Raw genomic sequence first — 13496 nt, 5'->3', positions numbered from 1 at the left:
GGAGTTGACCCTGCCCCTCAGTGCACGACGGCGAAGGCGCGGACGGGGAAGGTGCCCATGCCGGCCACCCTCGGTGGCGCGGCGGTGAACCGGAAGCCGTCCGGCGGCAGGGCGTCCAGCCCGGTCAGGTGCTCCACGATCGGGATGTCGGCGGCCAGCAGGAGGCTGTGCGCGGGCCGCTCACCGCCGGCCGCGGGACCCATGGCGTCAATGTTGATCGAGTCGATGCCGACCAGGGCGGCGCCCGCGTCCACCAGCGCCTGCGCGCCGTCACCGGTCAGGTGGGGCGCCTCCGGGGCGCCGTACCCGTCGGTGCCGAAGTGCGCGTCCCAGCCGGTGTGCAGCAGCACCGCCTTGCCGGCCACGTCGTACGGTGCCAGCAGCAGCCGGTCCACCGCGCGGGTGTCGGCGGGCAGCCGGACGACGAGTCCGGGCAGGTCGGCGAGGCGGTCCAGCGGGAAACCGGACAGGTCGGCGCCGTCGGCGTACCGGTGGGCGGGGGTGTCCAGGTAGGTGCCGGTGTTGGCGATCATGTCGATCCGGGCCACCTGGAACTCGGTGCCCGGCGCGTAGTGCTCGCGGGACGCCTCGCGGCTCAGCCACTCGGTGATCTTCGGTGCCGGCCAGCCGGGCAGGGTGGTCATCCCGTCGGTGACCAGGTGACTCAGCTCGATCAGCCGCCGTCCGTGGCCGCTGTCCGGGGCGTTCCGGACGGCGCGACCGCCCTTGTGCGGCTCCTCGATGATCGTCTTGTTGGTGATCCGTACCTCGGCGACCATCAGCAGGCCGAGATGCCGGACGAACAGCGCCGCCAGGTCGGCGTCGTCGATCCGGTCGCCCGGGATGTCCAGCCGGAACCCCTCGGTGCTCAGGCCCCCGCCGTTGCCGAACACGACCTCCGCGTCGAACCGCGCACGATATTCCCCGCTCATTCGGGTACCCGATCACCCCCCACCCGACCAGTCAAGATCCGCCACTGCCCCTGCCGCCCCGGGCGAGGCGACAACTTCGGGCAAAGTGTGGCCTCCCACGCCCCGCAGCCCGCACTTTCCCCGCAGCTGCACACGCCTCGGGACGGTCGGGGCGCTTGTGCGAGGCGGCGGCCGGGAGGGTGGGAAGCGGGGTGAAGGTCGGTGGGCAGAGCTAGGCTGGCACCGCACCCCCCGTCCGGGCTGGACGCGGGGTGATCGTCGTGTCCCCACCTCGGAAGTGATCATGACTGCGCTCACCGGACTGTTCGCCGCCGCCCTGGCCGACCCGGGCCTGGCCCGCGTCCGTGACCTGGCGCGCTCCGGTGCGGCCCAGGTCGACGGGCTCGACCTGACCGCCCCGCCGGCGCTGCGCCCGTTCGCGGTCGCCGCGGTCGCGGCGGACCCCGACGACCGTGCCGGCGGCCCGGGAAGCGGCGGCGGCTCGGGTAGCGGCGGCGGCTCGGGGAGCGGCGGCGGCCCGGGGAGCGGCGCGACGGCCGGCGGCGCGGGGCGGGCGGTGTTGGCGGTCACCGCCACCAGCCGCGAGGCCGAGGATCTCGTCGCCGCGCTGGGCAGCCTGCTGCCGCCCGAGCAGGTGGCGATCTTCCCGAGCTGGGAGACGCTGCCGCACGAGCGACTCTCCCCGCGCTCCGACACCGTCGGCCGGCGGTTGGCCGTGCTGCGCCGGCTCGCGCACCCGGACTCGGCGGACGCGCACGGGCGCACCGGCCCGCTGCGGGTGGTGGTGGCCCCCGTCCGCTCGGTGCTGCAACCACAGCTCAAGGGGCTCGGCGACCTGGAACCGGTCCGGTTGGCCGCCGGCGACGAGGCCGACCTGGAGCAGGTCGCCCGCCGGCTCACCGACATGGCGTACGCCCGCGTCGACCTGGTCACCAAGCGGGGCGAGTTCGCCGTTCGCGGCGGCATCCTGGACGTCTTCCCGCCCACCGACGAGCACCCGTCCCGGGTCGAGTTCTGGGGCGACGAGGTGGAGGAGATCCGCACCTTCGCCGTCGCCGACCAGCGCACCATCGAGCAGATCCCCCAGCTCTGGGCCCCGCCCTGCCGGGAACTGCTGCTCACCCCCGAGATCCGGGAGCGGGCCGCCACCCTTGCCCAGCAGCACCCGGAGCTGGCCGAGATCCTGGACAAGCTGGCCGGTGGGGTTCCGGTGGAGGGGATGGAGTCCCTGGCCCCGGCGTTGATCGGCGACGGCTCGATGGAGTTGCTGCTGGACTGCATGCCGGCCGGCACGCACGTGCTGCTCTGCGACCCGGAGCGGATCCGCACCCGGGCGCACGATCTGGTGCGTACCTCGGAGGAGTTCCTCCAGGCCAGCTGGGCCGCGGCCGCCGTCGGAGGCCAGGCCCCGGTGGACCTCGGCGCCGCCGCCTTCCACACCCTCGCCGACGTACGCGCGCACGCCGCGACCCTGCGCCAGCCCTGGTGGACGCTGTCCCCGTTCGGCCTGGCCGAGCCGGTCGGCCCGGCCGCGACCCGGCAGCCCTGGGAGGACGAGCCGGCGGCGGTCGACGTCACTCCCGACGACGCCATCGCGGTGGCCCTGGCGGCCCAGCCCGCACCGCTCTACCACGGCGAGACCGCCCGGGTGGTCGACGACCTCAAGCGGTGGGCCGGCGAGGGCTGGTCGATCGCGCTGGTCTTCGAGGGCCACGGCCCCGCCCAACGGGCCGTCGAGGTGCTCCGGGACGGCGGTCTCGGTGCCCGGATGACCGAGGAGGTGCCGGCCGCGCCCGCCCCCGGGGAGCTGCTGGTCACCTGCGGCAGCCTGACCGGTGGCTTCGTCGACGAGGCCGCCCGGTTCGTGCTGCTCACCGGCAGCGACGTGACCGGCGGTCGGGGCGTGTCGACCCGGGACATGCGCAAGATGCCGAGCCGGCGGCGCAACACCATCGACCCGCTGGAACTGCGCGCCGGTGACCATGTGGTGCACGAGCAGCACGGCATCGGCCGGTACGTCGAGCTGGTGCAGCGGACCGTCAACGGCGCATCCCGGGAGTACCTCGTCATCGAGTACGCCCCGAGCAAGCGCGGCCAGCCCGGTGACCGGCTCTTCGTCCCCACCGACCAGCTCGACCAGTTGAGCCGCTACGTCGGCGGCGAGCAGCCCACCCTGCACAAGATGGGCGGCTCGGACTGGCAGAAGTCCAAGGCCCGGGCCCGCAAGGCGGTCCGCGAGATCGCCGCCCAGCTGATCCAGCTCTACGCCGCCCGCAAGGCGTCCAAGGGGCACAACTTCGGGCCGGACACCCCGTGGCAGCGGGAGTTGGAGGACGCCTTCCCCTGGCAGGAGACGCCCGACCAGCTCGCCGCCATCGAAGAGGTCAAGCGGGACATGGAGCAGAGCATCCCGATGGACCGGCTGATCTGCGGCGACGTCGGCTACGGCAAGACCGAGATCGCGGTACGGGCGGCGTTCAAGGCGGTGCAGGACGGCAAGCAGGTCGCCGTGCTGGTGCCGACCACCCTGCTGGTGCAGCAGCACTACAACACCTTCGCCGAGCGGATGAGCCAGTTCCCGGTGACCATCCGGCAGCTGTCCCGCTTCCAGACGCCCAAGGAGGCGGAGCAGACCCTGGCGATGGTCGCCGACGGCACCGCCGACATCGTCATCGGCACCCACCGGCTGCTGGCGTCGGCCACCCGGTTCAAGTCGCTCGGGCTGGTCATCGTCGACGAGGAACAGCGCTTCGGCGTCGAGCACAAGGAGCACCTCAAGTCGATGCGGGCCGCGGTCGACGTGCTGAGCATGTCCGCCACCCCGATTCCGCGCACCCTGGAGATGGCGATCACCGGCATCCGGGAGATGTCCACCATCGCCACCCCGCCGGAGGAGCGGCACCCGGTGCTCACCGCCGTCGGTGCCCAGGATGACCGGCAGGTGGCCGCCGCGATCCACCGTGAGCTGCTCCGCGACGGTCAGGTCTTCTACCTGCACAACCGGGTCGAGTCGATCGAGCGGACCGCCCGCCGGCTGCGCGAGCTGGTGCCCGAGGCACGGGTGGCGGTGGCGCACGGGCAGATGGGCGAGGACGCCCTGGAGAAGGTCATGGTCGGCTTCTGGGAGAAGGAGTACGACGTCCTGGTCTGCACCACGATCGTCGAGTCCGGCATCGACATCCCGAACGCCAACACGCTGATCGTGGAGCGGGCCGACCTGCTCGGCCTGGCCCAGCTGCACCAGATCCGGGGTCGGGTGGGCCGGGGTCGCGAGCGGGCGTACGCGTACTTCCTCTATCCGCCGGACAAGCCGCTCACCGAGCACGCCCACGAGCGGCTGGCCACCATCGCCCAGCACACCGAGCTGGGCGCCGGCATGTACGTGGCCATGAAGGACCTGGAGATCCGGGGCGCCGGCAACCTGCTCGGCGGCGAGCAGTCCGGGCACATCGAGGGCGTCGGGTTCGACCTGTACGTGCGGATGGTCGGTGAGGCGGTGCAGGCGTTCAAGGGTGAGCGTCCGGAGGAGGAGACCGACATCAAGATCGATCTCCCGGTGGACGCGCACCTGCCGCACGACTACGTGGGGGTGGAGCGGCTGCGCCTGGAGATGTACCGCAAGCTCGCCGAGGCCCGCGACGAGGAGCGGTTGCGCGAGGTGGCCGCCGAGATGACCGACCGGTACGGCGAGCCGCCCGCACCCGTGCAGAACCTGATCGCGGTGGCCCGGTTCCGGCTGCTGGCCCGGTCCTACGGCCTCACCGACGTCAGCATGCAGGGCAAACACCTCCGGTTCGGTCCGCTGCCGCTGCCCGACTCCAAGCAGTTGCGGCTCAAGCGCTACCACCCCGACTCGGTCTACAAGGCCGCCCTCGACCAGGTGAGCGTTCCCCGCCCGATGACCCGCCGGGTGGGCGGCGAGCCGCTGCGCGACCAGGCCCTGCTGGAGTGGTGCGCCCAGCTCCTCTCCGACGTGCTCGGCGCACCCGCCGGTGTCACCGGTGGACAGGGGGCATGAGAGAGTGACGGGCATGCGTGCTCGCCGTCTTGTCGCCGTCGCCAGCCTGGCGGTCGGCCTCGTCGCCCTCGCCGGTTGCCGTTCCGAGCCCGGTGTCGCCGCGTACGTCGGTGACCATCGGATCACCGAGGACGCGGTCACCGAGGTCATCGAGGACGCTCAGGCGAAGAACCCGATCCCGACCGAGGGGGACGAGGTGCCGCCCGGCCAGGAGCCTCCGCTGCCCGGCCAGGAGCCCCAGTTGCCCGCGCGCAGCCAGGTGGTGAGCACCCTGGTGCTCAGCGAGGTCTGCGAGCGGGTCTCCGCCGACGAGGGCTACCGGCCGCAGAACCAGATCGACCCGGCGCAGGTGGCGCAGGGCATCGGCCTGAGCCCGGAGACGGGCTACGTGCGGCAGGTGGCCGAGCTGTACACCTGCCTGTCCGGCATCCCGATCGGCGCTCCGGTGGCCCCCACCGAGCAGGAGCTGACCGAGCTGGTCGAGGCGGGCAAGCGGGCCGGCGCGGTGCCGTCCGAGGTGACCGTCGAGGAGGCCGCCGCCCAGCTCGACGGCGACCAGCTGCGCCAGGCCCTGGCCAACCGCAACTCGCTGCGCGAGGCCGTCGAGACGTACGACGTGACGGTGAACCCCCGGTACCGGCCGCTGGTGTTCCCGGTGCTGAGCTTCACCGGGCAGGCCATCGCGGTGGGCGTGCCGCTGGGTGAGCCGGGATCCGACGCGGTCACCGACATCTCCACCCCGCAGCCGCGCCCCGAGCCGCCCGTACCGTCCGCCGGCTGAGCATGCCCCGGATCGTCCTGCTGGTGACCTCGCCCCGGTTGCCGGCCGGGCTGCTGACGGCAGCCGCCTGGGATGTCGTACGCGCGGCTCCGGTGCTGGTCGCCGAGGAGAGCGAGCTGACCACGGCGCTGCGGTCGGCGGGCGCCGAGGTGCGGGTGCTCGACGGGCCGCCGGTGCCGGCGCTGCTGGACGCGGTGGCGGCACACGACACGGTGGTCTGGCTGGCCGGCCCGGCCGGCGACGAGTCGGTGGCCCGCGAGTTGGGGCTGCGGCTGGCCCGCGAGCCGGGGTTGGCGGAGCTGGAGCTGATGTACGGCTCGTGGGATCCCCCGGGCGCTCGCCTGCTGGACGCGGTGGCGGTGCTCGACCGGCTGCTCTCGCCCGGCGGGGATCCGTGGAAGCGGGCGCAGACCCACCGCAGCCTGGCCCGCTTCCTGCTGGAGGAGAGCTACGAGGCCTATGACGCGATGAGCGCCGGGGACACCGACGCGCTGCGCGAGGAGCTGGGCGACGTGCTGCTCCAGGTGGTGCTGCACGCCCGGCTGGCCGAGGAACTGCCCGAGGACGAACGCTGGACCATCGACGACGTGGCCGGTGGGCTGGTGGACAAGATGATCCGACGCAACCCGCACGTCTTCGCCGGTGCCGAGGCGGGCACCCTGGAGGAGATCACCGCCAACTGGGAGCGGATCAAGCAGGCGGAGAAGGCCCGTGACTCGGTTCTCGACGGCATCGCGTTGAGCCAACCGGCGCTGGCCCTGGCGGCGAAGATCGTCGAGCGTGCCGCCCGGGCCGGCGTCACCGCGCCGCTGCCGTCACCGCAGACACAACCCGACCCCGAAACCACCCTCGGCGCCCGTCTGCTCGCCCTGGTCGCCCAGGCCCGCACGTCCGACGTGGACCCCGAAGCCGCCCTCCGCCGCACCGCCCTCTCCCACGCCCAAACCATCCGCACCACCGAACCCCCACCTCCACCCAGCCGAGTTGATCATGAGGTTAGCGGCACCGAATCCGACATTTCGCGCCGCTAACCTCATGATCAACGGGGCGGAGGTGGGGTGGAGCGCTGGGCGGGCGGGTTCGGGTGGGGGTGGTTAGGGTCGGGGGGTGGAGCGGTTTCAGGTGGTGGGGGAGCGGGTTGTCGAGGCGTTGCTGGGGAGTCGACCGGGGCTCGCCGCGACGGCGGGAGACCATCGGGTCGACGACCGGTTGTGGGACTTCTCGGCCGACGCGGTCGCGGGGGACCGGGCGATGCTCGTCGACGCGGCGAGCGCGCTCGTCGAGATCGACCCCGATGACCTCGACGCCGAGGAACGGGTCGACCACGCCCTGCTCTCCGCCCTCGTCGACCGGGAACTGTTCGAGCTGACCGAGATCCGGGGACACGAGTGGGACCCGCTCGTGCACAACCCCGGTCCACTGCTGCACGCCCTGCTGTCGCGCCCGTACGCGCCGGTGGAGGTGCGGCTGACCGCCCTCGCCGGCCGGCTCGCCGCGATCCCGGACGCGCTGGCCACCGCGCGCGCGACGTTGCGTGACATGCCCCGGATCCACGCCGAGACGGCAGTCGGCCAGTTCACCGGTGTGGCGGCGCTGATCCGCGACGAGGTACCCGCGCTGCTCGCGCAGGCCCCCGCCGGCTTCGACCGGATCGAGCCGGCGGCGACCTCGGCACTGGCCGCGCTCGACGAGTTCGTCGCCTGGCTGCGTGCCGGCCTGACCGCCGACGCCGGCCCGGGCCGCGATCCCCGCCTCGGTCGGCGGCGCTGGGAGGCGCGCCTGTGGCACACCCTCGACACCGAGCTGAGCGCCGCCGAGATTCAGCGGCGGGCCTGGGCGAACCTCGACCGGGTCACCGACGAGATCCGCGCGGCGGCGGTCGAACTGGTCGGCGGCCCGGCCGACGACGAGACCGTACGCCGGGCCCTCGACCTGCTCGCCGCCGAACACCCCGACGACCACACGATCGTCGACCTGGCCTCGATCACCCTGGACGAGGCGAGTGACGTCGTCCGGGCGCACGACCTGGTGACCGTGCCGGACGACCCGTGCGTCATCCAGGTGATGCCGCAGTTCGCCCGGGGTGTGGCGGTGGCCTACTGCGACGCGCCCGGTGGTCTGGAGACCGCCGCGGTGCCGACGTTCTACTGCATCGCGCCGACACCGGTGGACTGGCCCGCGCGTCGGGTCGAGTCGTTCTACCGCGAGTACAACGACCACATGATCCGCAACCTCACGGTGCACGAGGCGATGCCGGGCCACTTCCTCCAACTCGCCCACGCCCGGCGGTACGTCGGCTCCACCCGGGTACGGGCGTTGATCCGCTCCGGCCCCTTCGTCGAGGGGTGGGCGGTCTACGCCGAGGAGCTGATGGCCGGCCGCGGCTTCGGTGGCCTGCCGGTGCGGTTGCAGCAGCTGAAGATGCAGCTGCGGATGACCCTCAACGCGCTGCTCGATCAGCTGACGCACGCCGAGGACCTGCCCGAGGCGGAGGCGATGGCGCTGTTGACCGGCCGCGGCTTCCAGGAGGAGGGCGAGGCGGCGGGCAAGTGGCGTCGCGCGCTGCTGACCTCGGCGCAACTGTCGACGTACTTCGTCGGCTACAGCGAGATGGCCGAGATCGCCGCCGCTCGCCCGCACCACGTGCCGCTGCGGGACTGGCACGACGAGATGCTCGCGCACGGCAGCCCGCCACCGCGCCACCTGCGCACCCTGCTCGACCTGTAGGCCGTCCGGCCCGGCCGGGCGGGGGTCGGCTCAGGGGCCCTCGGTGCGCCGGTCCACCACGTCGGCACCCGCCGGCAGGTCGAAGGCGCTGCCGTCGACCTGGTCGCGGTAGCGGCTCAGCGCCAGCTCGACCGGTTGCCCGTCGACCTGTCCGGTGAAGCTGCCGAGCGCGCCCTCCCCGGTCACGCAGGCGGTGAAGCTCTCCCCGTTCTGACGCACGTCGACGCAGGTCGCGTGGTGGCCGACGACAGTGCTGCTGCGCTCGGTGATGACCGCGTCGGGATCCAACGCCGCGGCGGTCAGCCGGCCCATCACCATCGGAGGCGTGACCAGCCCCCGCAGCTCGGCCTCGGCGAAGACCACCACCGAGGGCTTGCTGTTGGGGGCGGGTGGCTCCTCCAGGGTGCAGACGGCCCGATCGCCGTCGGTGTCGCACCGGGTGGTCGCCTCGTCGGTGACGGTCAGCTTTCCGCCGGGCCAGGTGTAGCTGGACCGGGCCGGGTCCTGCGACTGGACGAACGAGGCGCTCCGCCCGCCCGGAAGCTGGTACTCGGCCGAGTAGGTCAGCTCCAGCGCCCGGTCCATCCGCGCGGCGAGGTCGTTGACGATGTCGGATCGACCCATGGCCCGCCCGGCGTCGTCCAGGGCCTGGCAGCCGGTGACGGTGAGCAACGCGATGACCGACACCGCGAGCGTACGGAGAGTGGTCGAAGCGGCGGGCATGACGACCAGCCTTGTCGATCGGGTCCCGCTCGTGCAAACCCGTTGCCGGTTGAGGCACGAGAATCCGGGAATGTCCGACCCGTCGGTTACCGCAGCGGGGTCGTCGACCCGCCCGGTCGCCGTGCCGGGGAGCGGGGACCGATACGCTGCGTTCAACACCTGCCGCTGCCGCACCGTCGCGGCCCATACCGGACGAGACCACACGAACGAGGAGCGACTCAGTGGCAACCATCGAGGTAATCGAGGCTCGGGAGATCCTGGACTCGCGGGGCAACCCGACGGTCGAGGTCGAGGTCGGGCTCGACGACGGCACGATCTCCCGGGCGGCGGTGCCCTCCGGCGCCTCGACCGGCGCCTTCGAGGCGATCGAGCTGCGCGACGGTGACAAGGACCGCTACCTGGGCAAGGGAGTGGAGAAGGCGGTCGCCAACATCGAGGACCGGATCGTCGACCAGCTCATCGGCTACGAAGCCAGCGAGCAGCGGGCGATCGACCAGAAGATGCTCGACATCGACGGCACCGACAACAAGGCCGAGCTGGGCGCCAACGCGATCCTCGGGGTCTCCCTGGCGGTGGCCAAGGCCGCGGCCGGCAGCGCCGACCTGAGCCTCTTCCGCTACCTGGGTGGGCCGAACGCACACCTGCTGCCGGTGCCGATGATGAACATCCTCAACGGCGGGGCCCACGCCGACAGCAACGTCGACATCCAGGAGTTCATGATCGCGCCGATCGGCGCGCCCAGCTTCCGGGAGGCGCTGCGCTCCGGTGCCGAGGTGTACCACGCGCTCAAGTCGGTGCTGAAGAAGAAGGACCTGTCCACCGGGCTCGGTGACGAGGGAGGCTTCGCGCCGAACCTGCCGACCAACGCCGCCGCGCTGGACCTGATCGCCGAGGCGGTGGAGAAGGCCGGCTACCGGCTCGGCACCGACATCGTCTTCGCCCTCGACGTCGCCGCCACCGAGTTCTTCGCCGACGGCAGCTACACCTTCGAGGGCGCGACCAAGAGCGCCGCGGAGATGAGCGAGTACTACACCAAGCTGGCCGACGCGTACCCGATCGTCTCCATCGAGGACCCGCTGGCCGAGGACGACTGGGCCGGCTGGCAGACCCTGACCGCCGCGATCGGCGACCGGATCCAGATCGTCGGCGACGACCTGTTCGTCACCAACCCGCAGCGCATCGCCCGGGGCATCGCCGAGCAGGCGGCAAACGCGGTGCTGGTCAAGGTCAACCAGATCGGCTCGCTCACCGAGACGCTGGACGCGGTGGACCTGGCCCACCGGGCCGGCTTCAAGTGCATGATGAGCCACCGCTCCGGCGAGACCGAGGACACCACCATCGCCGACCTGGCGGTGGCGACCGGCTGCGGTCAGATCAAGACCGGTGCGCCGGCCCGGTCGGACCGGGTCGCGAAGTACAACCAGCTGCTGCGGATCGAGGAGGAACTGGCCGACGCGGCGCGGTACGCCGGTGCCGGGGCCTTCCCGCGTTACCGTTCCGCCTGACCGATGCCGTACCTCGGGGGAGGGGTGTGATGCAGCAGCGCCGCACGCCGGGTGGTCAGCGTCCGGTCCGTCGGCCGGCACGCGCCGGCCGGTCCGGCACGGCCCGCGACGGCGGTGTCCGCGCCGAGTCGCGGTCCGCCGCCGGCCGGGCGCCGTCGGCCACCCGCGGTGCCGAGAGCGTACGCTCCGCCAAGCGCCCCGCCGCCGCCCGGCGGGCCGCCGCCGGTGGTGCGGTGACGCGGTTGTCCGCACCCCGATCCCGAGGTCTCACCGGCCGCGCCACCGTGCTGTTCGCGGTGCTGATCGCGCTCGCCCTCGCCTACACCTACCCGGTCCGGGTCTACCTCGACCAGCAGGCCGACATCGAGCGGATGGAGGCCGCGCAGGCGGCCCAGCGGGAGCTGATCGCCGAACTGACCACCCAGGCGGAGAAGTGGCAGGACAAGGCGTACATCGAGACCCAGGCCCGGGAGCGGTTCTTCATGCGGCGGCCCGGTGAGAAGATGCTGATCCTGCTCGAAGATCCGGCCGGCGCGGCCCGCGAGGCGGGCACCGTCGAGGGCCCGGTCACCCCGGTCACCCCCGACCCCTGGTACGACACTCTCTGGTCCAGCGTGCGCGCCGCCGACGCCCACCAGACCGAAGACTGAGCACCCGACGAGAGCTGGCATCGTGACTGTCGTACCACCGCAGGAACCGGCGGCGGCCTCCGTACCTCCGCCGAAGCGGGAACCGGCCACGGAGGCCGACCTGGCCGCAGTGGGCGCGCAGCTCGGACGCCCACCTCGGGGCACCCGGGCGGTGGCCCACCGCTGCCCGTGCGGCCTGCCCGACGTGGTGGAGACGACACCGCGGCTGGCCGACGGCACCCCCTTCCCGACGCTGTTCTACCTGACCTGTCCCCGGGCGACTGCGGCGTGCAGCCGGTTGGAGTCGGCCGGTCTGATGAAGGAGATGGCGCAGCGGCTGGCCGACGACCCGGAGCTGGCGGCCCGGTACCGCGCGGCCCACGAGGACTACCTGACCCGCCGGGACGCCATCGCCGAGGTGCCCGAGATCGCCGGCATCTCGGCTGGTGGGATGCCCGGCCGGGTCAAGTGCCTGCACGTCCAGCTCGGTCACGCGCTCGCCGCCGGCCCGGGTGTCAACCCCTTCGGCGACGAGACGCTCGACCTGGTCGAGCCGTGGTGGACGACCGGGCCCTGTGTCGACGTGCCGGAGCCCGGGTGAGCGACGACGATGTCGTGATCCGGCGGGCCCGGACCGCCGATGTGCGGGCGATCCGGCGGTTGGTGGACACCTACACCGACGACCGGCGCCTGCTCAGCAAGGCCACCGTCACCCTGTACGAGGACGTGCAGGAGTTCCGGGTCGCCAGCCGGGCCGCCGACGGCACGGTGGTGGGCTGCGGCGCGCTGCACGTGATGTGGGAGGACCTGGCGGAGATCCGCACGGTGGCGGTCGATCCCTGCTGCCGGGGGCAGCGGATCGGGCACCGGATCGTCGCGGAGCTGATCAGCGCGGCACGCGAACTGGGCGTGGCCCGCATCTTCGTGCTGACCTTCGAGACCCGGTTCTTCAGTTCGTTCGGCTTCACCGAGATCGACGGCGCCCCGGTGCCGCACCTCGTCTACGAGCAACTGCTGCGCTCGTACGACGAGGGTGTCGCCGAGTTCCTCGACCTGGAGCGGGTCAAGCCGAACACCCTGGGCAACACCCGCATGCTGCTGCGCCTCTGACGGCGCAACGGCCGGGGTACGGATGCGGCGGTAGGGTTCTCGGCGTGACGACGCGTGTGGCGGCCATCGACTGTGGCACCAACTCGATCCGGTTGCTGGTGGCCGACCTGCCGGACCCGTCGGCCGGGCCGGCCGCACCGCTTGTCGACAAGAGCCGGCGGATGGAGATCGTCCGGCTCGGGCAGGGGGTGGACGCCACCGGCCGGCTCGCTCCGGAGGCGATCGAGCGGACCCGGGTCGCGCTCGCCGACTACGCCGCCGAGATCGACAAGCTCGGTGCCGAGCGGGTGCGGATGTGCGCCACGTCGGCCAGCCGGGACGCGGAGAACGCGGCCGACTTCCGGACCATGGTGGAGCAGACGCTCGGCGTCGCGCCGGAGGTGGTCACCGGGGACGAGGAGGCGCGACTGTCGTTCACCGGAGCCGTCCGCGGCCTGCCCGCCGACGCCGCGTCGCCGTACCTGGTGCTGGACATCGGTGGCGGCTCGACCGAGTTCGTCGTCGGCACCCGGGACGGCGGTGTCGACGCCGCGATCTCCATGGACATCGGCTGCGTCCGGATGACCGAACGGCACCTGCGCGCGGACCCGCCCGGCCTGGACGAGATCGCCGCCGCCCAGGCCGACATCGCGGTCGCGGTGGACCGCGCCCTGACGGCCGTGCCGGGGCGGCAGGCGGCCACGCTCGTCGGGCTCGCCGGTTCGGTCACCACCGTGGTCGCGATCGCCGAGGGCCTCACCGGGTACGACCCGTCCCGCATCCACCACGCCCGGGTGTCGTACGACCAGGTGGCAAAGGTCACCGCCGACCTGCTGGCCATGACGCGTGAGCAGCGGCTCGCCATCCCGGTGATGCACCCCGGCCGCGCGGACGTGATAGGTGCCGGCGCGTTGGTGCTCCGGGTCGCCATGGAACGGGCCGGCATGACCACCGTGATCGCCTCCGAGCACGACATCCTCGACGGCATCGCCTGGAGTATGGCAAACGCCGACGGGAGGTATCGGCGCTGACGCGAACGGGAGGTATCGGCGCCAGCGCGAACAGGAGGTGAATGCCACTGTTCCGGCATCT

General features: G+C 72.6%; 10 protein-coding genes and 1 pseudogene. 9 read left to right on the top strand and 2 right to left on the bottom strand.

What is annotated here, in order from left to right:
- Positions 1–17: 17 nt before the first annotated feature.
- Complete coding sequence (locus V5O40_RS00885) at positions 18–932, bottom strand: cyclase family protein (protein ID WP_332903622.1); 915 nt, start codon at positions 930–932, stop codon at positions 18–20.
- A 535-nt stretch (positions 933–1467) separates the two neighbouring features.
- Here V5O40_RS00885 and mfd point away from each other — a divergent pair.
- From mfd to V5O40_RS00865, 4 genes and pseudogenes are all read left to right on the top strand, one after another.
- Positions 1468–4950 (top strand): annotated as a pseudogene (mfd, locus tag V5O40_RS00880) (transcription-repair coupling factor); the annotation flags it as partial.
- A gap of 13 nt (positions 4951–4963) precedes the next feature.
- Positions 4964–5731, top strand: a complete 768-nt coding sequence (locus V5O40_RS00875; RefSeq protein ID WP_332903620.1) for a hypothetical protein — start codon at positions 4964–4966, stop codon at positions 5729–5731.
- Positions 5732–5733: 2 nt separating this feature from the next.
- Complete coding sequence (locus tag V5O40_RS00870) at positions 5734–6762, top strand: nucleoside triphosphate pyrophosphohydrolase (RefSeq protein ID WP_332903619.1); 1029 nt, start codon at positions 5734–5736, stop codon at positions 6760–6762.
- Positions 6763–6838: 76 nt separating this feature from the next.
- A complete protein-coding gene (locus V5O40_RS00865; protein WP_332903618.1) occupies positions 6839–8458 on the top strand; it encodes a DUF885 domain-containing protein in 1620 nt (539 codons plus the stop codon).
- Between the two features lie 30 nt (positions 8459–8488).
- On the opposite strand, the gene V5O40_RS00860 is transcribed toward V5O40_RS00865, so the two are convergent.
- Positions 8489–9181, bottom strand: coding sequence for a hypothetical protein (locus V5O40_RS00860; protein WP_332903617.1), 693 nt, complete (start codon positions 9179–9181; stop codon positions 8489–8491).
- 221 nt (positions 9182–9402) lie between these two features.
- Between V5O40_RS00860 and eno the strand changes: the two genes are divergently transcribed.
- Genes eno through V5O40_RS00835 form a run of 5 tightly spaced genes read left to right on the top strand, consistent with a single transcriptional unit; the run spans position 9403 to position 13435 of the window.
- On the top strand, positions 9403–10686 hold the full coding sequence (gene eno, locus V5O40_RS00855; RefSeq protein WP_332903616.1) for a phosphopyruvate hydratase: 1284 nt from the start codon (positions 9403–9405) through the stop codon (positions 10684–10686).
- Between the two features lie 29 nt (positions 10687–10715).
- A complete protein-coding gene (locus tag V5O40_RS00850) occupies positions 10716–11336 on the top strand; it encodes an FtsB family cell division protein (protein ID WP_332903615.1) in 621 nt (206 codons plus the stop codon).
- A 22-nt stretch (positions 11337–11358) separates the two neighbouring features.
- Complete coding sequence (locus V5O40_RS00845; protein ID WP_332903614.1) at positions 11359–11916, top strand: DUF501 domain-containing protein; 558 nt, start codon at positions 11359–11361, stop codon at positions 11914–11916.
- Positions 11913–12425: an amino-acid N-acetyltransferase gene (locus tag V5O40_RS00840; protein ID WP_332903613.1), complete on the top strand. Its 513-nt coding sequence runs from the start codon at positions 11913–11915 to the stop codon at positions 12423–12425. The genes V5O40_RS00845 and V5O40_RS00840 overlap by 4 nt, the downstream gene beginning before the upstream one ends.
- Positions 12426–12481: 56 nt before the next feature.
- Positions 12482–13435 (top strand): Ppx/GppA phosphatase family protein, encoded by a 954-nt coding sequence (locus V5O40_RS00835; RefSeq protein ID WP_332903660.1) that lies wholly within the window; start codon positions 12482–12484, stop codon positions 13433–13435.
- The last annotated feature ends 61 nt before the right edge of the window (positions 13436–13496 follow it).

The sequence above is a fragment of the Micromonospora palythoicola genome (genome assembly GCF_036689795.1).
Lineage (GTDB): Bacteria > Actinomycetota > Actinomycetes > Mycobacteriales > Micromonosporaceae > Micromonospora > Micromonospora palythoicola.
This window is presented reverse-complemented; position numbering and strand designations above follow the sequence as displayed.